The 19,842-nt window shown below is 39.2% G+C and carries 14 protein-coding genes; 8 read left to right on the forward strand and 6 right to left on the reverse strand.

Annotated features, from left to right (window positions below):
- Positions 1-137: 137 nt before the first annotated feature.
- The 4 genes from DRW42_RS14800 to DRW42_RS14815 form a co-directional block, all read right to left on the reverse strand.
- The gene (locus tag DRW42_RS14800) at positions 138-665 is read right to left on the reverse strand and encodes a hypothetical protein (RefSeq protein ID WP_244215289.1); all 528 of its coding nucleotides are present in this window, start codon (positions 663-665) and stop codon (positions 138-140) included.
- Entirely contained in the window at positions 658-1,215 is a 558-nt protein-coding gene (locus DRW42_RS14805; protein ID WP_208643570.1) for an RNA polymerase sigma factor, read from the reverse strand. The genes DRW42_RS14800 and DRW42_RS14805 overlap by 8 nt, the downstream gene beginning before the upstream one ends.
- A 1,049-nt stretch (positions 1,216-2,264) precedes the next feature.
- On the reverse strand, positions 2,265-5,102 hold the full coding sequence (gene carB, locus DRW42_RS14810; RefSeq protein ID WP_113949608.1) for a carbamoyl-phosphate synthase large subunit: 2,838 nt from the start codon (positions 5,100-5,102) through the stop codon (positions 2,265-2,267).
- A 212-nt stretch (positions 5,103-5,314) separates the two neighbouring features.
- Entirely contained in the window at positions 5,315-5,632 is a 318-nt protein-coding gene (locus DRW42_RS14815; protein WP_113949609.1) for a carboxypeptidase regulatory-like domain-containing protein, read from the reverse strand.
- 421 nt (positions 5,633-6,053) lie between these two features.
- On the opposite strand from DRW42_RS14815, the gene DRW42_RS14820 reads away from it, so the two are divergent.
- The 7 genes from DRW42_RS14820 (at position 6,054) to DRW42_RS29310 (ending at position 13,607) form a co-directional block, all read left to right on the forward strand.
- The gene (locus DRW42_RS14820) at positions 6,054-6,584 is read left to right on the forward strand and encodes an AAA family ATPase (protein WP_113949610.1); all 531 of its coding nucleotides are present in this window, start codon (positions 6,054-6,056) and stop codon (positions 6,582-6,584) included.
- Positions 6,585-7,820: 1,236 nt separating this feature from the next.
- A complete protein-coding gene (locus DRW42_RS14830; RefSeq protein WP_113949612.1) occupies positions 7,821-10,265 on the forward strand; it encodes a TonB-dependent receptor in 2,445 nt (814 codons plus the stop codon).
- 231 nt (positions 10,266-10,496) lie between these two features.
- Positions 10,497-11,141 (forward strand): thiamine phosphate synthase, encoded by a 645-nt coding sequence (locus DRW42_RS14835; protein ID WP_113949613.1) that lies wholly within the window; start codon positions 10,497-10,499, stop codon positions 11,139-11,141.
- 59 nt (positions 11,142-11,200) lie between these two features.
- On the forward strand, positions 11,201-12,493 hold the full coding sequence (locus DRW42_RS14840; RefSeq protein WP_113949614.1) for a hypothetical protein: 1,293 nt from the start codon (positions 11,201-11,203) through the stop codon (positions 12,491-12,493).
- Positions 12,494-12,556: 63 nt separating this feature from the next.
- Entirely contained in the window at positions 12,557-13,117 is a 561-nt protein-coding gene (locus DRW42_RS14845; protein ID WP_113949615.1) for a thiamine pyrophosphokinase, read from the forward strand.
- The gene (locus tag DRW42_RS29305; RefSeq protein ID WP_244215290.1) at positions 13,114-13,413 is read left to right on the forward strand and encodes a hypothetical protein; all 300 of its coding nucleotides are present in this window, start codon (positions 13,114-13,116) and stop codon (positions 13,411-13,413) included. The genes DRW42_RS14845 and DRW42_RS29305 overlap by 4 nt, the downstream gene beginning before the upstream one ends.
- Positions 13,386-13,607, forward strand: a complete 222-nt coding sequence (locus tag DRW42_RS29310; RefSeq protein ID WP_244215291.1) for a GNAT family N-acetyltransferase — start codon at positions 13,386-13,388, stop codon at positions 13,605-13,607. The genes DRW42_RS29305 and DRW42_RS29310 overlap by 28 nt, the downstream gene beginning before the upstream one ends.
- A 135-nt stretch (positions 13,608-13,742) precedes the next feature.
- Here the strand turns inward: DRW42_RS29310 and DRW42_RS14855 are convergent, their stop codons facing one another.
- Complete coding sequence (locus DRW42_RS14855; protein ID WP_113949616.1) at positions 13,743-16,184, reverse strand: outer membrane beta-barrel protein; 2,442 nt, start codon at positions 16,182-16,184, stop codon at positions 13,743-13,745.
- 891 nt (positions 16,185-17,075) lie between these two features.
- Positions 17,076-18,755: a dipeptidyl-peptidase 3 family protein gene (locus DRW42_RS14860; protein ID WP_113949617.1), complete on the reverse strand. Its 1,680-nt coding sequence runs from the start codon at positions 18,753-18,755 to the stop codon at positions 17,076-17,078.
- A 114-nt stretch (positions 18,756-18,869) separates the two neighbouring features.
- Between DRW42_RS14860 and DRW42_RS14865 the strand changes: the two genes are divergently transcribed.
- Positions 18,870-19,703, forward strand: coding sequence for an N-acetylmuramoyl-L-alanine amidase (locus DRW42_RS14865; protein ID WP_113949745.1), 834 nt, complete (start codon positions 18,870-18,872; stop codon positions 19,701-19,703).
- Positions 19,704-19,842: the final 139 nt, after the last annotated feature.

A 19,842-nucleotide genomic window follows, 5' to 3' on the forward strand; every position in this document is an offset into this window, starting at 1 on the left:
GCTTAAAACCTGCCGGCTGGTAATAAGCAATGTAAATGTGGTGAGCGTTCCCCCTCTATTAGTATTAAGTAGCCTCCAATTATGTATCAAGTAATATAAATTGAGTATCAAGACTAACTATTCTATTCGCTTTTGGCTTAAATCTGGTTAACCCTTTTGTAATCGTCAACCTGGTTAATAATCAATAATTGTTGTTTTAATAACTGTAACTGTATCTCGCGGTTTTTAACCATCGCTTTAACCACAAAGGTTTGGTTAGGCGAGGTTGGCAATTCTGCTTTTAACCTTTCGTAATCCTCGTCGAGCTTTTTCAGGTCGGCAGTAAATTTTTTATACAATTCAGGGTTTGCCGATGCAAAAATGGCCAAACTGTCTCTTTTTTCGGTAATTAAACCTGCAAAATGGACTTCTTTTTTCGCATACGATGCACTAACGTCGGCTATTTCTAAATCTTTGTTTTGCAACTTTCCTGCGTAAAGCCAAACTAAACCGAAAACCACCACGATGGCTGCTGCCGCACTCATCCATAAATACAGTTTTACTGGTTTTTTTTTCTTTTTGGTATCTAATTCCTGCTCAATCTTTGCCCAAAGTCCTGCCGGTGGCTCCATAATGTCGAAAGCCTTGCGGTTATCCTTTACATAGGTTTCTAATCTGTTATTCATCTCTCATCCCTTTCTGTTCTAAAATACTTTTTAACTTCTTTTTTGCCCTCATGTACTGTGTACGGCTGGTATTTTCACTTATTTTTAAAATGTGTGCAATCTCTTCATGGTCATAACCTTCTAGCAGATACAAGCTCAATACTACCCTGTAACCGTCTGGTAGCTGGGTAATGGCTTGTCTGATCTCTTCAGCCTGCAACTGCACATCACTGTCATCAAAACTGTCTTCATCAGGCACTTCAGATATTTCTTCCGTACCTACAAATTCCATCTTGCGTTTACGCAGGTAATTGATGGATTTGTTGATCACGATCTGCTTGAGCCAAAGTCCGAAGGTTGTTTCCTGCCTGAAATCAACAATTCTGGTAAAAGCATCCAAAAATGCTTCCTGTAAAACATCTTCTGCCTCTTCTTCATAATTTAAAATGCGCAGCGCCACATTATACATGGCCTTTGCATACAGCTTGTACAATTCAAACTGTGCTGCACGGCTGCCCTGCATGCATTTTTTTACGAGTTCCAGGTTTTTATCGATGTATACGGCTTCCAAAATTTCGAATATTCTGATTATAAGACATAAGGGATTTTAAAACGTTGCATCAAGGTATAAAAAAAATTAAAAATATATTAATACAGTTTTAAGAGCAGATGAAATATGCTATCGTAATGATGCGAAAGGTATATTTTCTGTAATAAAACGTGGTTCATTAGTTCGAAACTGGTTTTTTTGATCGGAAATGAATGGCTCTGTGCGTCTGGCTTTTCTGTCCCGCTTTTTGGTACGAGTTCCGATGAAGGATCGGAAGCTCTTCCCGTCAATCGGGTTTATTTTACTTAAGCCTGTGCAGAAAAATCAGAATCTTTCATCCGGCTATGAACGAATGATAGTTTTACCATCGTCCTCGTTTTTAACGAGGATGTATGAGAGAAGCGATTTTATCGCTTTATGTATTTTCTTTGTATGCATTATAAATGCACCTCTCGGTAATCATCGTTACAAACGAGGACTATAAGTGATATATGAAAACCCTGCGAGGTTTAAGCAAAATAAACAAAAAAGCTCCCGATTTACACCGGGAGCCTTTTGTTGTTTTAAAACGTTGCATCAAGGTATAAAAAAAATTAAAAATATGTTAATACAGTTTTAAGAGCAGATGAAATATGCTATCGTACTGATGCGAAAGGTATATTTTCGGTGATGAAATGTAGTCCTTTATTTCGAAACTCTTTTTTTGATCGAAAATGAATGGTTCTGTGCTTCTGGCTTGTCAGTCCCGCTTTTTGGTACGAGTTCCGATGAAGGATCGGAAGCTCTTCCCGTCAATCGGGTTTATTTTACTTAAGCATGTGCAGAAAAATCAGAATCTTTCATCCGGCTATGAACGAATGATAGTTTTACCATCGTCCTCGTTTTTAACGAGGATGTATGAGAGAAGCGATTTTATCGCTTTATGTATTTTCTTTGTATGCATTGTAAATGCATCTCTCGGTAATCCTCGTTACAAACGAGGACTATAAGTGATATATGAAAAACCTGCGAGGTTTGAAACGATCTAACAAAAAAGCTCCCGATTTACACCGGGAGCCTTTTGTTGTTTATTACTTACTTAAGTACATCGATTTGTCTTTGTAAAGTTTGCGGAAGTAAGGATCTTCTAAATCTTTGATGAAACGGATCGCCTCACCTGTAGATTTCATTTCCGGGCCTAATTCTTTCGCTACCTCTGGAAATTTCTCGTAAGAGAAAACCGGTTCTTTAATGGCGTAACCTTCAAGCTTGCGAACGATCGTAAAATCTTTCAGTTTTGCTACACCCAGCATAATTTTAGCTGCGATGTTGATATATGGTACATCGTAAGCTTTTGCAATGAAAGGAACCGTACGCGATGCCCTTGGGTTAGCTTCGATTACATAAACCTTTTCATCTTTAATGGCAAACTGGATGTTCAATAATCCACGTACATTTAAAGCTTTGGCAATTTTGATTGAGTATTCTTCCATCGCTTTAGTTACCTTTTCTGATAAGCTAAAGGTTGGCAATACCGCGAACGAATCTCCTGAGTGGATACCCGCTGGCTCAATGTGTTCCATCATACCTACAATGTGAACGTCATCGCCATCCGAAATTGAATCAGATTCTGCTTCTTCAGCCCTGTCTAAAAAGTGGTCAATCAATACACGGTTGCCCGGTAAATCGCCCAGCAACTTTACAACTGCTTTTTCAAGGTCTTCATCGTTGATTACGATGCTCATACCCTGACCACCCAATACATAACTCGGACGTACCAAGACCGGATAACCAACCTCGTTTGCTACAACAATTGCTTCTTCGGCATTTTCCGCAACACCATATTTTGGATAAGGGATATTTAATTCTTTTAACAGATCAGAGAAACGACCGCGGTCTTCGGCGATATCCATATTTTCGAAAGAGGTTCCGATGATTTTGATTCCTTTTTCGGTTAGTTTCTCGGCCATTTTCAATGCGGTTTGACCACCTAACTGAACAATTACACCTTCAGGTTTCTCAAGCTCAATGATTTCACGTACATGCTCCCAGAAAACCGGCTCGAAGTATAATTTATCGGCCATGTTAAAGTCGGTAGAAACCGTTTCAGGATTACAGTTAACCATGATGGCTTCGAAACCCGATTCTTTTGCAGCCAGTAAGCCGTGTACACAAGAATAATCGAATTCGATACCCTGGCCGATACGGTTAGGACCTGAACCTAAAACAATTACCTTTTTACGGTCAGAAGGTTTAGATTCGTTTTCCTCTTCAAAAGTTGAGTAGTAATATGGAGTTTTGGCCGGGAACTCTGCTGCGCAGGTATCAACCATTTTATATACCCTGTTGATGCCCAATGCCTTACGGCGATCATAAACTTCATCTTCAGTAACGTTTCCTAACAACCAGGCAATCTGTACATCAGAGAAACCTTTTTGTTTAAGGTTTACAAAGAAATCCTGAGGGATATTATTTAAAGAGTATCTTTTTAATTCGGTTTCAAGCAGCACAAGCTCCTGAATCTGGTTTAAGAACCATTTATCAATTTTGGTAACCTTACGGATCGACTCCAAAGGTACGCCCATTGCCATGGCATCTTTTATCAGGAATATACGGTTCCATGAGGCATGCTCCAAACCGTCCATAATTTCTTCAATATTGCGCACCTGTCTGCCATCTGCGCCTAAACCTGCACGGTTAATCTCCAAACTCTGACAAGCTTTTTGCAAAGCTTCGATAAAGGTACGGCCAATGGCCATTACCTCACCAACAGATTTCATCTGTAAGCCAAGTTCTTTGTTTGCACCTTTAAATTTATCGAAGTTCCAGCGTGGTACTTTAACGATTACGTAATCTAAGGTAGGTTCGAAATATGCAGAAGTGGTTTTGGTAATCTGGTTTTCAATTTCGTCCAGGTTGTAGCCGATAGCCAGTTTAGCAGCAATTTTCGCAATCGGATAACCAGTTGCCTTACTTGCCAAAGCTGATGAACGTGATACACGCGGATTAATTTCGATGGCGATAATCTCGTCGTTAGCCGGGTTAACCGAAAACTGAACGTTACAGCCACCGGCAAAGTTGCCGATTGCACGCATCATTTTAATGGCCTGGTTACGCATATCCTGATAGCAGCGATCAGATAAGGTCATTGCAGGTGCAACAGTAATCGAATCTCCGGTGTGGATACCCATCGGATCGAAGTTTTCGATCGAACAGATAATAATTACGTTATCGTTACTATCCCTTAATAACTCCAGCTCATATTCTTTCCAGCCTAAAACAGCTTTTTCTACCAAAACCTCGTGGGTTGGCGAAGCTTCTAAACCACGTTTTAAAGCCGCGTCGAATTCTTCTTTTTTGTGTACGAAACCACCACCTGAACCACCAAGGGTATACGAAGGACGGATTACCAATGGGTAACCGATTTCCTGTGCAGCCTCTTTACCTTCTAAAAATGAATTGGCAATTTTCGATTGTGCAACACCTACGCCAATATCAACCATTAACTGGCGGAAAGATTCGCGGTTTTCGGTTTTTTCGATCGCATCAACGTCTACACCAACTACTTTTACGCCATATTTTTCCCAAACACCACGTTCTTCAGCCTCTTTGCAAAGGTTTAATGCCGTTTGACCTCCCATTGTAGGAAGTACCGCATCAATCCTCGGTAAATCTGCAGAATTAATGTGCTCCTGTAAAATAACCTCAATTGAATCAACGGTTAGCGGACGCAGGTAAACATGGTCGGCGATAACCTTATCCGTCATGATGGTTGCCGGATTGGAGTTGATAATGGAAACGGTAATCCCTTCTTCTTTTAAAGAAAGGGCCGCTTGCGAACCCGAGTAATCAAATTCACAGGCCTGACCAATGATTATTGGTCCAGATCCTATAATCAGTACTGAGCGGATGGAAGTGTCTTTAGGCATGATAAAGCTTAAACAATAATTAAAATTCTAAAGTAATAAGGGCCTTTTAAAACCCAGGAAGCAACGAGATTTTGTGCTTGTAAGAAGAAAAATCCCAACTGTTCTGTCGGGATGCAAAGATACATCTTTAGCGCGATTTTAAGCTGATTTTTTTAAAATAAAAAAGAGGATTTGTTAAGTCCTCTTTTTAAATTTTTCTTTTGTTAAAATCGCTACTGTTGCAATTTAATTTCGCCTAAATCTGTAGTGGCGCTATCTTTTACGGCAACCTTTTCAATCACGGCATCTTTGTATGGTGCATTGGCTTTAATTACCACATTATAAACGCCCTGTTTAAGGTTGGTGAATGTAAAAACGCCCTGATTTACCTCTGCCTTTAAAGTGTCTGTTGCAGCTACAAGCGTAACAGAAGAAGCAGCATCAACCGGGCTGATTTTTCCGATTATTCCACCCAGTTTAATCTTTGTAAAGGCAATTGCGCCTAGTGCAAATACAATTACCAGGGATAATACAACGCATATTTTTTTCATGGTATAACGTTTTAGTAGTTCGTGTCCGAAATAAATAACACCATTTGCTACAAATAGTTTTAAATAATGAACACTAAAAATACAGATTGTACTATAAATTATACATGGTTGTAAAATGGAAATGTACAATAATACCGCAAACGTTAATTTTTGTTAAAATAAATCCGCAAAATCAGGCTTACGCGTCAGATTTAAGTCACGAAGTTGTGAAGATCCAAATATTGGCAATAATGTTGTAATAAGCAGAACATATATGCGTTTTGTATATACTTTAGAAAAAGATCTAAAGCTTCCTCCGCGGATTAGTTACCCGCCATGAGGATTTCTTCATAAATAGTTTGTTTGGTTTATTATCCGGTTAGAGGAGCCCTCCTCAACCGGATTTTTTCTTTTAAGGCTTTTTCCTTTACATTTGGCTATCGTGAATAAAAATATCAAAAAAATCGCCATTGTTGGTCCGGAGAGTACCGGGAAATCGACCATATCACAATTACTTGCAAAATACTACAAAGTTTCGTGGGTGCCCGAATATGCCCGTTACTATTGCGAAAACCTGGTTGCGGATTATACCCTGCAGGACGAAGTTAATATGTATTACGGTCAGGTAGCTTTAGAAGACGCGGTTCTGGCCATTACCGAAAGCGATTTTATTATCTGTGATACCACATTTATTACGGTAAAAATATGGAGTGATGAGGTACTTGGCGAAACACCACAGGTGGTGCTGGATGCATTGCCAAAAAAACCATACGATCTGTATTTGTTAATGGATATTGATTTGCCATGGCAGGACGATCCGCTGCGCGATTTCCCTAACAAACGCGAATATTTTATGCAGGTTTGGCATCAGGAACTTCAGGCGCTCAATGCCAATTACAAAGTTATCGACGGCTTGGGTGAAGAAAGAATTGCGAATGCGGTTAATGCCATTGGTGAATTTTTAGGGAGATAAAAAATAAGATTCTTCCATTATTTGGAAATGAATGTTTGTGGCTTTTGGCTGCGGACAGTCCCGCCATTCGCTTTATCCCGATGAAAAATCGGGATGTCCGCTACGGTCGGGTTTATTGAACAGGAGCTTGTTATCATGAGGCATAACATGAAACGTTCTTACGGAACGAAAAAACACACGTCATTTTTTTCGCCACACATGCAACGTCTTGATGGATAGGCGGCTTGGGTGAAGAAAGAGTTGCGAATGCGGTTAATGCCATTGATGAATTTTTAGGGAGATAAAAAATAGGATTCTTCCATTATTTGGAAATGAATGTTTGTGACTTTTGGCGGCCAGTAGTCCCGCCATTCGCTTTATACCGATGAAAAATCGGGATGTCCGCTACTGTCGGGTTTATTGAACAGGGGCTTGTTAGCATGAGGCATAACATGAAGCGTCTTTATGGATCGGCGGCTTGGGTGAAGAAAGAATTGCGAATGCGGTTAATGCCATTGATGAATTTTCGGAAGATAAAAAATAAGATGCTCTATTTTTTTGGAAATGAATGTTTGTAGCATTTGGCGGCCAGTAGTCCTGCCATTCGCTTTATCCCGATGAAAAATCGGGATGTCCGCTACTGTCGGGTTTATTGAACAGGGGCTTGTTAGCATGAGGCCTAACATAAAACGTTCCTATGGAACGAAAAAACACACGACATTTTTTCGCCACACATGAAGCCTTCCAATAGAATGTCAAAAACATAATATTTACAGATCGTCCCATCGGGACGATTCATCGGTAGCCAATTGTATAAATTGGCGTTGGTCGTTCCGTAGGAACGTTTGGTAATTTGCCGTTAAATATTTACCTGCCTGAAAATGCCATGTGCACAGAACCATTCATTTTCTAAACCTAAAAGCCTTCATTTTTCAAATAATACCGTCAATTTTTGCCCGGTTAACCGGTAACGCATTAAAACCCGTCCGAATTACCAAATATTTTATACATTTGCCTCATCATTAGGGGTGCCTTGTTTAAATAAACACAAAAACAGGCTGAGATCATACCCATTTTATAGGTGAAAGGTAGAAGGTAAAAGGCGGAAGGTAAAACCCTAAGCCCTAAACCTCAAAACCCTAAACCTTATAAATGCACCTGATCCGGGTAATGCCGGCGTAGGGATTGGAGTTATGGAAGTTTAACTGAAATCGGGGAAGCCCCTTTTTCCGATGGGTTTAACTAAAAACAAAAACATTGAAAAATTTACTTTTTGCAGCACTTGTTGCAATACTGCCTTTCTTCGTATCGGCACAGGTTTCGGTTACCGGAAAAATAACAGATCAAACGCAGCAAGCTCTTCCCGGCGCCACCATTAAATTGAGAAATCAGAAAACGGCTGTGATGAGCGATGCGAACGGAAACTATACCATCACAAATCTATCGAACGGAAAATATACCCTGGTGGTAAGTTATGTTGGTTATAAATCCGTAGAGAAGACGGTAGAAATCACGCAAAACACCACCTTGGATTTTAGCCTTTCGCCACAAAATTTCCTAGCGGATGAGGTAATCGTTCGCGCAACGCGTGCCACAGATAAATCGGCTACTACCTACAAAAATATCGGTAAGGAAGAAATTCAGCAGAATAACTTCGGACAGGACCTGCCATTTATTCTGCAGAACACACCCGGTGTAGTGGTTAACTCTGATGCCGGTGCCGGTGTGGGCTATACTGGCATCCGTATCCGCGGGAGCGATAACAGCAGGATTAACGTAACCGTTAACGGTATTCCGATCAACGATAGCGAAAGCCAGGGAACGTTTTACGTAAATATGCCCGATTTTGCCTCATCAGTTGATAACGTACAAATCCAGCGTGGGGTAGGTACCTCAACCAATGGCGCAGGTGCTTTTGGCGCAAGTTTAAACATCCAGACAACTGCCAGCGAAACGGAACCTTATGCAGAGGTAAACAGCACTTATGGAAGTTTCAATACCTGGAAAAATACGGTAAAAGTAGGAACAGGTTTGATTAATAACCGTTTTAGTTTTGATGGCCGTTTATCGAGAATCAGTTCTGATGGTTATGTAGACCGTGGATCATCGCTGCTAAAATCGTATTTTTTATCAGGCGCTTACCATGGGAATAAAGATTTACTACGTGTAAATGTATTCTCTGGAAATGAGAAAACCTACCAATCGTGGAATGGTATTCCGCAATCGCGTTTAGAAAATGATGTAGCCGGGATGAATGCCTATATCGACAGAAACGGATTAAGTACCGAAGATGCGGCTAACCTTTTAAACTCGGGCAGGAGGTATAATAGCTTTCTGTACAATAATCAAACAGATAATTATACACAAAACCATTATCAGTTAATTTATGCAAGGCAGTTTTCTGATCAGTTTTCTTTTAACGGAGCATTACATTATACTCAGGGACAAGGCTATTACGAAGAATACCGGGTGCAGGATGAACTGAAAAATTATGGTTTAAATCCGGTTGTTATTCCTGGCGGTACTCCGGTTACCAGTACAGATCTTATTCGCCGCCGCTGGCTGGATAACGATTTTTATGGAGTTACCTATGCTTTTAACTATGTACCTGAAAAAAGCCTGAACTTTACTCTGGGCGGTGCCTATAATGAATATAAAGGAGCGCATTTTGGGCAGGTAATCTGGGCGCAATATGCATCGAACGGAGATATCGACAGGCATTATTATGATAACAATGGTTTTAAGACCGATTTTAACATTTACGGTAAGGTAAATTATAGTCCGGTTGAGGCTTTGAGTTTATTTGCTGATTTACAGTACCGCCGCGTATATTATGATATTGCTGGAACAGAAAATAAGTTGAATTCTTTGGCCATTAACCAAACCTTAAATTTCTTTAACCCGAAATTTGGTGCAACTTATTTTATCAATCCGCAGAGCAATTTATATGCTTCGTTTAGCGTGGCTAACAAAGAACCTAACCGCGATGATTATACAGATGCAACAATAGGTGTTACCCCTAAACCGGAGCGCCTGAACGATGTAGAATTGGGCTACCGTTTTAAAAATGATCAGTTTAATATTGGCGCTAATGCTTACGGTATGTTCTACAAAAACCAATTGGTGGTAACCGGAAAAATAAATGATGTTGGTGGTAATTTCCGCCAGAATGTAGACAAAAGTCATCGTATGGGTATTGAATTGGATGGTTCTTATACCATCAGCAAACAGTTTATCGTAAATGCCAATGCTGCGTTTAGTCGCAACAAAATCAAAAACTTTACCGAATATTATGATGATTACGATAACGGCGGACAGGTTGTAAATAATTATAATCTTACTGATATTTCGTTTTCTCCAAATACCGTGCTTTTTGGCGAACTGGTTTATAAACCTGTTAGTGGATTTGCTATTGCTTTACAGAGCAAATATGTTAGCAAACAATATTTAGACAATACGCAAAATAACGACCGGACCATTAATGGTTACTGGGTAAATAACGCACGTTTAGGTTACGATTTTAAATTTGCGGGCGTTAAAAATGTAAACATCGGCTTATTGGTAAACAATATTTTAGATAAGAAATACGAAAGCAATGGTTATACCTACGGCTATCTTTTAGGTGGAAGTAGGATAACTGAAAACTTTTTCTATCCACAGGCCGGAACTAACTTTTTGCTGAGTCTGAACGTTAAGTTTTAATAAAGACCAAAGCTAAAAGCAGAAAGACTAAAGCAGAAAGTTAAAAATCATTAAAATCGCCATTGGAAACAAACCCCAATGGCGATTTTGTTTATCTTGCCACGCTGATCTTAAAATCCTTTAATCTTACTAATCCTGATCCAGAACAAATTCAGGGTACGCTTACGATGGCGATTTTGTTATCTTGCCACGCTGATCTTAAAATCCTTTAATCTCACAAATCCTGATCCCATGAAGTACATAGAAAAATTTCAGTACATCACACACGATATTCCAAATTTAAGCCATTTAGAGCAGGCACAACTGGCTTGCGAGGCAGGTGCAAAATGGATCCAGTACCGTTGTTTGAGCAAAACAGATGAACAACTCCTGCAGGATATTAATGCCATTGCCGAAATCTGCGATGATTGGGGTACCACTTTAATTGTTACCAATCATGTGCATTTAAACGGAAAAGCCGATATCCAGGGTTTTCATATCGAAGATATGGAAGCTGATTTTATCGCACTTCGTAAATTGGTTGGTAATGATATTACCTTGGGTGGCTCGGCAAATACACTTGAAAATTTAATCAGGCTTGCAAAAGAGGGGGCAGATTATGCAGGTTTTGGTCCCTATGCCGAAACTGAAACCAAACCTAACGATTATTTAGCATTGGGCCTCAAAGGTTACCAGCAGGCGGTTAGTGAATTGCATGAAAAAAGTATAAACCTTCCGGTATTGGCGGTAGGCGGCATAAAAATTTATGATGTGGAAGCTTTAATGCAAACGGGCATGTACGGAATAGCGGTTTCGGGAGCCATAAATTTTGCTGACGATTTTATAGAAGCCTATCAGGATTTTTACACATCTGTTAAAGAAAGTGCTGTTAATTAACATTTTATAATTTGAAGCCTGTTGGATAATTTTTAGTTTTGGGTTAAACCCCATCTAATATGTCAGAAAACGCTCTTCAAACCAATACACCTTGGAATATTTATAAAAAAGTATCCTTCAGGTTTTTCTTTATCCTGCTGCCTCTTTTTATCATCCTCAACAACAACGGGGCTTTCACTTTCCTGTCGGTCATACTACAGCTGCCTGGTAAAGTATTGCACAATTTCATTCCATGGTTTTCTAAACATATTATCCACTACAATTACGATTTTACCATCTATACCAATGGCAGTGGCGATACCTCTTACGATTGGGTACTGTTACTTTTTATATTCTTTGTTTCGGTAATTGGCTGCATCATCTGGTCGGTTTTAGATCGTAAACGCAAAAGCTACAACGCGGCTTATTATTGGCTGGTGGTATTAGTAAGGTTTTATCTGGCCTTTACCCTGATATTGTACGGCTTAATAAAAGTAATCAAACTCCAATTCCCTGATCCGTCGCTAACCAGACTGTTACAGCCTTTTGGTGATGCATCGCCAATGGGCCTCGCCTGGACTTTTCTCGGTTTTTCGAAAGGTTACAATGTTTTTATGGGCATTGTAGAAGTTTCGGCGGTTTTGCTTTTATTCCGTAGAACGGTGGTTGTGGGTGCATTTCTTTCGCTGGCAGCAACTGCACACGTAATGTCTATGAATTATTTTTTCGATGTTCCGGTAAAGTTACTCTCTACCGCATTGGTGGTAATGAGTCTTTTTATTTTGGCTCCCCATTTTGTTAAATTATACCGTTTCTTTATTAAATACGAAAACCAGCAGCTCGAAAAAATGTACCGCCCAACATTTAAAAAACGATGGATTTACATTTCGGCTTATAGCTTAAAATACCTTTACATTACTGCTTCTATTGGTTCCTTATTGTATGCGTTCATCCAGCAAACAAAAGTTTATGGCAGTGCGGCTCCAAAACCATTTTTATACGGTATTTACAATGTAGAAAGCATGAAACTTAAAGGCGCAGTACTACCACCATTAACTACCGATAGTATCCGCTGGAAACAGATGATTATCAGTTACGAAGGCTATGCAAAGGTTAAAAAAATGAATGATAGTACTGTCAATTTCACTACCGTTTTTAACCAGAAAAAGAAAGAACTGGTGTTAAAATCAACCGCCAGAGATTCATTGAAATATGTGTTAAATTATAACATTGTTGGTAAAGATAAACTCATCATTTCTGGTTTGAGAGACCAAGATTCAGTATCGGTAAGCTTTAAAAAGAAAGACCTGAAAGATTTCAGGCTCATTAACAGGGGCTTTCACTGGGTAAGCGAATACCCTTACAACCGCTAATCATTTTACCCCGAGCTGATTCTTGATGTATGCTACTTAATACGAAATTTCTATATTCGCAGTATGTCTTCACACCATATTGTAAAAGAAAAACAAGAGCCTGCTTTATTTATAGAGGAGCTTGGAAATTTTAACGAAGAGTTATTAGGTCAGCTGTTAGAATGGAGCCCAACCTTATTGGTTAACGCGGAAAATTATGATAAAATATTTTCTATCGGTTTAAAGGTTGATGTTTTGGTTAACGGCAACGGCCAGGAAGTACAGGAAGACACTAAAATAATTCAGGGGCCTGTTGATGCTTTGATGGTAGCCATTAATTACCTGTACGAGGAAAAATATCCTGCAGTAAATGTAATTACACGCAAATTCGATTTAGAAAAATATGCAGGCTTTGAAGATAAAATCAATTTGGTTGTTTTTACCGAAAGGGCAAAACATTATCCGATTAAATCGGGATTTTCGGTTTGGAAACCGGCAGGAAGCGAGTTTTGGATCCACGGCAACCGCTACCTAGAAGTAACCAATCTGATGCAGGACGAAGACGAAATTTTTAAAGTGGTTAATGATGGTTTTGTAGAATTCACTTTTTCAGGACAACCCATTTTTATTAGCGAGCCGATATGATTACCCTTAGAAAAGCAAAAGAAGAAGATTTAGAAATTATCAGGGATATTGCAGCAGCAACATGGCCGTCAACCTACCTGGATATTATCGGACAGGCGCAGATTGATTATATGTTGGATAAAATGTACAACAAAGGCGAACTGTTGAGACAATTGATGGAAGGGCATATTTTCCTCATCGCCGAAGAAGGCGAAAATCAATTCGGTTTTGCGGGTTATTCCATTATAGGGCATGAAGAGCGGATTTATAAACTGCATAGCTTTACGTATTGCCATCGGCACATGGAAAGGGTGTAGGTAAAATCCTGATCAACGAGGTATTTAACCAGGTAAAAGATGCAGGTGCAAGTGCCTTACAACTTAACGTAAATAAACATAATAAAGCCAAAGATTTTTACCTGAAAGGGGGATTTACCATTAAAGAATCGGTAAAACTTGATATTGGTGAAGGTTTTTTTATGGATGATTATGTGATGGAGTATAAGTTTTAATCCTTTTCACATTAACGTCATTTCGAGCAGAGTGCAGCGAAGTAGAGAACCACGCAGTGAAGCGAAGCTAAATCTATCTCGGGATAGATCTCTCCGCTCCACTGCGTTTCGGTCGAGATGACAACTTTTTTATTCCTAATTCTTCATCCTTCCCTGTTCTGCTTCTGTACCGGTTGAACGGCGACGGGCTGGTTTAATCTCGTTTTTACCAAAACGGTAAGTGAAACTCATCCGTCCAATCTGCGTTTCATTTTTCTGGTGCACATCATAGGTCAGGCCTGGTAATGCGCTTGATAAATTATTTTCAGACATATTGAATATATCAGATAGCGCAAGTTTTAAACTTGCTTTTTTATTAAATAACGATTTGCTTAATCCTGCATCAACATAATAACGTGCTTTTAAACTTAAAGTACCGTAATCGAGCGGCGATTCGTAGCTTCCATTTAGCTCTGCCGTAAAACCGTTAACAATGGTAAAGGTTTGCTGTGATTTAAATTGGAAAGATGTTTTTCCTGTTTTTAAAGCACTTCCAGCTAAATCGGGTGCTTCAAAACTCAGGTAAAATACATTTAAATTGTTGTTGGTTTGCCACCACTTCGTAATCTGAACGGGCACATTTAAATTGGCATTATAGCTGATGTTTCTTGCAATATTGGCATTGGTTTGGTACAGCGCTTTATTCGCCGCATCTGGTAAAATCACTTCGGCAATTACATCATTTACCCTGCTGTATCCGACAGATAACATATATTTCTGCAATAAGGTATAGCTGAGTTCAAAATTATGCGTGTATTGCGGATTTAAAAAAGGATTTCCTTTACTGTAGGTATATTGATCGAGATAATAAATAAAAGGATTTAAAGCATCATAACTCGGGCGGTCGATCCTTCTGCTATAAGAAAAGCCCAACTGATTATTTTTTGAAAGCGTTTGCTGAACAAACAATGTAGGGAAGAAATCCCAGTAACTACGCTCCACAACGGTATTCGTGGTGATTAAATTCCCTTTCGAGTTGGTTTGTTCCATCCTTAAACCAATCTGTACACTCGTATTTTTAAACTGCTTGTTTAAATTGGTATAAGCTGCATTTACATTTTCATCGTAAATAAACTGGTTGCTTCGACGTACATCGTTCTGCCAGTTATTACTCACAAATTCTTCGGCCTGTAAATCATTATCGGTTTTAACCCAACTGCTTTTAACACCTGCCTCCAACTTAACCGTTTTGCTTAACGAAACATTATAATCAACTTTAAAGGCTTTAATATCTATAATGGACGGGGTATTGTTCCGGGTAAAAATCGTAGGACGGATCCTGTCTCCATTAGGAAACAGGTAATCATTATCATATTTTGAGCCATCGTTACCATTATATCTCGAATAATCTACATCGGCAGAAATTTCCGAACCTGCCGTATCCAGAACCGATTTATAGTTAAGGTTGTAAGAAAGGCTATTATATTTGTTGTTCTGCAAGGTATTGGTAATCAAAACCGTATCTACTTTTTGAAAAGACGGACCAATTAGTGTGTTGTTTATCGAAGCCTCTGTTCCATGGTTAAAATAGCCGTTTACCAATACCCCAATGGTATTTTTCTTATCGATAAAATAATCTAATCCGGCCTTAAAATTGTTATTCTGCTGTTTCCTGTGGCTTGTACCCACCTGCATAAAGTATGTATCGGGCGTACCCTTCGAAATCCTGTCAATGGCAATCAGGTTGTCGCGTTCATTTCGGCCATAATTGTAGTTACCAAAAAGATTCAGTTTTTGCGTTCTGTGGTTAAGGTTTAAACCGGTATTTCCCCTAAAATTTTTACCATATCCGGCTGTACCGGTTAAACTGCCGTTGGTACCTCCATTTTTGCTTTTCTTGGTTTTAATATTGATAATCCCTGAGTTACCCGAAGCATCATATTTAGATGAAGGATTGGTAATCAGCTCAATACTTTCGATCTCTGTACTTTGCATATTGCGAAGCAGATTGGCTACATCTGCACTGCTCATATAAGTTTGTTTACCATCCAGCTGGATCAGCACGCCCTGTTTGCCCATCATCGAAATTTTATCGTTCTGATCTACTGTTACACCCGGAGCCTTTTGCAAAACCTCCAGCGCCGTAGAACCGGTCATGATTGAACTGTTAGAAACGTTCATCACCACCTTATCCATTTTCCTTTCTATCAACGGTTTGGTTACTGCTACATTTACTTCACTTAAGTTTTGGGCAGTTGCAACAAGCTGTGCCGTTCCAAAATCTACCTTTTGGTTATCTTCCGTTAGAACGATGGTTTTACTTTTCAGGGTTTTGTAACCCATGTTGCTGGCTTTGTAAAAATAGCTTCCTTTATTAGCTACATTAAAGGCAAAGGTTCCGCTAGGATCGGTAAATGCAGTTTTAACTACGCTCGAATCGGAAGCTTTAAACAGTACAACTGTAACATAATCTGCAGGTTTTTTATTTTCATCTAAAATTATCCCGCTGATATTAGCTTTGGGATTTGTTTGTGCAAAACCCGCTGTAATAGTCAAAAACAGCGTTAATGTTAACGATATGGTGTAAAATATTTTCATTTTCAGGTTTTATTAGCTTAAAAAATGGGCAAAAAGATTCCATAACGCTTTTACATGCGCTTTTTACCTTGTGCTTGCTTATTTAAAGTTTAGCTCGGAACGAAAGGTTCCCCATTGTTTAGTTATAAGTAAGACGACCGTTTTTTGAAAAGGTTACAGGGATTTTTAAAAAGTCTGAAGTCAGAGGTCCGATGACAGAAGTTTAGCATTAGAAGTTGACAGTGACTAATGAACAATCCTTTTACCACAAAGGCACGAAGACACAAAGACTTTTCAAAAAAAGCATCGTCATCTCGACTGTAGCATAGTGGAACGGAGAGATCTATCTCGAGGCAGATTTCTCCACGTTGTTACACTCCGCTCAGAATAACAGACTAAATCCATGGCTAAAATTATAGAATACTGATTTGTGAGGGACACAGACCAACCTAGCTGGGTTGTATAGCATGCCAACTAATAAACAAATGAACCAATCTTAACCACAAAGGCACAGAGACACAAAGACTTTTCAAAAAAGCATCGTCATCTCGACTGTAGCATAGCGGAAAGGAGAGATCTATCTCGAGGCCAATTTCTCCACGTCGTTACTTTCCGCTCAGAAACAAACCAAATCCATGGCTAAAATTATAGAATACTGATCTGTGAGGGATACAGACCAGCCTAGGTGGGTTGTGTAGCATACTAACCGATAAACAAATGAACCAATCTTAACCACAAAGGCACGAAGACACTAGGAAGTTTTCAGTTAGCAATTGGCAGTACTCAAATCTGCACCATGCCAATTAACCAATGAACTAATGGCAAATGAACCAATGAACTAAACAAAAAAAGCCACAGATCAACAAGTTTACACCTGCTGCTCCATGGCTGTTAGATCTCTTGAAGAGAATATTATTTTACACCTAGTACATCAACACCCTGTTCAAAAACAACGTCAACCGGGATATTCTTTTTGGTTAAGCGATCTAAATCTGTTTGAAGTTCGGTGTGGATAATTGCTTTTTCTTTCTGTGCTTTTTCTACTGCAGCTTTATCACCATTACCCTGAAGTGTGATGATGAATGCACTTAAGTCGTTCATTGCCGTAGCAAATTTTTCGAAATTCACTTTATAGGTACCATTTGCAGTCCGTTCGAATGCGCCTTTTTCCTGAAAGTAGTTAAAACACTGCATATTGGCTTTTCCGTGCGCTTCTGAAACGCCAAAACGTACCGAGCGTAAAATGCCGGCCATAAATGTGGTATAGTAATCTTTAATATCGCCTTTTAACTCGCCTTTTTTAAGCAATCCGGTTACCATGTATAAACCTAAAATATCGGCTTTACCTTCTTCTAACCAGCTGTATTGTTCTTTTAGTGCTGTACGTACAAAGCCTTTTCCGGTAATGGTTTTTTTAATCCCTAATCCATGTGCCACTTCATGGAACATTACATTGGCAAAAAAAGCATCGAATTTAATATACTTCTGTTGTTCTGCATCGATCAATTCTTTCGAAATCGGCACCAGGATCTTATCAAATTTGGCCTGCATGGCGTTTTTTAACTGCGAACGGCGGGTACCTTTTTCTTGTTGTATTTTTTCATCGTTAGGTAAGTTCACCGCAATGGTTTTCGATCCCGCATTACAATCACCGGCATAATAAACCACATCATACGCATTCAGTTCAGAATCTGTACCAGGAGTTTCGGTTTTATATTTTGCTGCAACAGGCAGGTTTTTTTGTAACTCGGGAAGCATTTTTACATATTTGGCCAAACGCTTGCTCCACTCTTTATCTTTAATTAAAACATAAGCCTCATAACTGGTACGGGCATTAAAAAGTTTATCCTCGTAATTTTCAATCGGACCAATAATAATATCCAATCCATTGGTTTTCATATCCAGCCAGGCATAATCACTCGCCGTAAAATTATCAGTTACCAGGGCATCGGCCCTTAAGTTTAAATATTTTTTTAAACCTGCATCTTCGGTAATTAAAGCAGCCTGTTTTAAAAGCGAACTCACTTTCTGCAATTCTGAAGCGTATAAAACATGGTAAGGTACCGTCGATAATTTACCGGTACTATCTTTTTGAACCACAGAATAAGCGCCAAATTTATCTGCCAGGTCCGATTTTTCAATTGCATCTTTTGTAATTCCATAAGGATAAAAAGAAGCGCCTTCTGGTTTGGCTCCAACACCTTCAACAAAAGCTTTATCGTTATTTAACCTATCCCATGGACCATAATTGATATTCACAAAATCACGTGTTTTTTCATCCTTAATAGTCGCCATTAAGCTATCTCTTTGCGGATAAGCCTGTTTCCAGTACAATTCGTCCATAATTTCGGCTGCCTGGATCAGCAAAGGAAGAATTTTACGGTCGTTAACACTTAATTGATTGATATTGGTGGTAAGTTTAACTTTTTCGTAAATGGCCAGGCGTTGTGCAACATAATTGGTCAAACTATCCTTTTGTACCGTTACAGCTTTTTCTTCCGTTGGTTTGTTATTACCGGTGCAAGATGACAGTGAGCCGGCTGCAATAGCCAGGGAAGATAAAATTAGGGTTGATTTGTATAAATTCTTCATATTAAAGTATATCGGTGCTAAATTAGTAATTTTTGAAAGCTTTGTATAAAGTTTGATGCATTGGCCCAAGTTTCGTATAACTTTGTAACTTCAAATCGCTAACAATTCATGCCCATGTTATTTTCAAAATCAAAGTTTCCATCTGTTTTTACTTTTTCTCTCCTGCTAATTTTATCAGCGTGTGGCACCAATAAATATGCTGCAACAGAAAAAATATATAAAGATAAAGCGAAAGATTTTTCAAAAATAATCGGCACGGTACCTCCAACTGGTCAGCTATATGATTCATTAGGAGCAACAAATCAGGAGTGGGTTGGTTCTGTAAATTTTGGGATACGTAAGCCTAATTTTGTAGTGATACACCATACCGCACAGGATAGTTTGGCACAAACCATTAAAACGTTTTTCTCAACCAAAGCTGGTACCAGCGCACACTATGTTATTAGCCGCGATGGGAAGGTAGTACACATGGTGAACGATTACCTTCGAGCAAACCATGCCGGAATAAGTAAATGGGGCAAAGATACCGACCTCAATTCTTCGTCAATTGGTATAGAACTGGATAACAACGGACTAACTGACCCATGGCCAGATGCGCAGATTAACAGCTTGCTTAAACTTTTAGCTACCCTTAAAAAGAACTACAGCATACCAACGGCTAATTTTATCGGCCATGCCGATATTGCCCCAAAACGTAAAAACGATCCGAAAAATTTCCCCTGGAAAAAACTGGCAGATAAAGGTTTCGGATATTGGTATGATGACATATTAAAAAACCCACCGGCAGATTTCAACACCGAAATGGCCCTAAAATATATTGGGTACGATACCAGCAACCTTCCTGCTGCAATTACTGCTTTTAAAATCCATTTTATACAGAGCGATATTACACCGACTTTAACGCCAGTTGATGTTTTGGTGTTGTATAATGTGTATACGAAGTATTAGCGAATGGTGCGAGCAGTTGGCGTAGATTTGCACTTAAACCCAATCCGTCCTGAACTGTTTTCAGGATCTTTAGTGAGAATTTGTCCGAAGTCGGAAGACCGGGGTCCGAAGTTTGGTTGCCCATCTCCAATCTTTGAGT

This window comes from Pedobacter miscanthi, assembly GCF_003315595.1.
Classification (GTDB): Bacteria; Bacteroidota; Bacteroidia; order Sphingobacteriales; family Sphingobacteriaceae; genus Pedobacter; species Pedobacter miscanthi.

Excerpts from the sequence above, each read along its gene's own strand:
- DRW42_RS14800 (WP_244215289.1), bottom strand. The coding sequence starts at position 665 with ATGAATAACAGATTAGAAACCTATGTAAAGGATAACCGCAAGGCTTTC.
- carB (WP_113949608.1), bottom strand. The coding sequence starts at position 5,102 with ATGCCTAAAGACACTTCCATCCGCTCAGTACTGATTATAGGATCTGGA.
- DRW42_RS14815 (WP_113949609.1), bottom strand. The coding sequence starts at position 5,632 with ATGAAAAAAATATGCGTTGTATTATCCCTGGTAATTGTATTTGCACTA.
- DRW42_RS14835 (WP_113949613.1), top strand. The coding sequence starts at position 10,497 with ATGAAGTACATAGAAAAATTTCAGTACATCACACACGATATTCCAAAT.
- DRW42_RS14840 (WP_113949614.1), top strand. The coding sequence starts at position 11,201 with ATGTCAGAAAACGCTCTTCAAACCAATACACCTTGGAATATTTATAAA.
- DRW42_RS14845 (WP_113949615.1), top strand. The coding sequence starts at position 12,557 with ATGTCTTCACACCATATTGTAAAAGAAAAACAAGAGCCTGCTTTATTT.
- DRW42_RS29305 (WP_244215290.1), top strand. The coding sequence starts at position 13,114 with ATGATTACCCTTAGAAAAGCAAAAGAAGAAGATTTAGAAATTATCAGG.
- DRW42_RS14855 (WP_113949616.1), bottom strand. The coding sequence starts at position 16,184 with ATGAAAATATTTTACACCATATCGTTAACATTAACGCTGTTTTTGACT.
- DRW42_RS14860 (WP_113949617.1), bottom strand. The coding sequence starts at position 18,755 with ATGAAGAATTTATACAAATCAACCCTAATTTTATCTTCCCTGGCTATT.
- DRW42_RS14865 (WP_113949745.1), top strand. The coding sequence starts at position 18,870 with ATGTTATTTTCAAAATCAAAGTTTCCATCTGTTTTTACTTTTTCTCTC.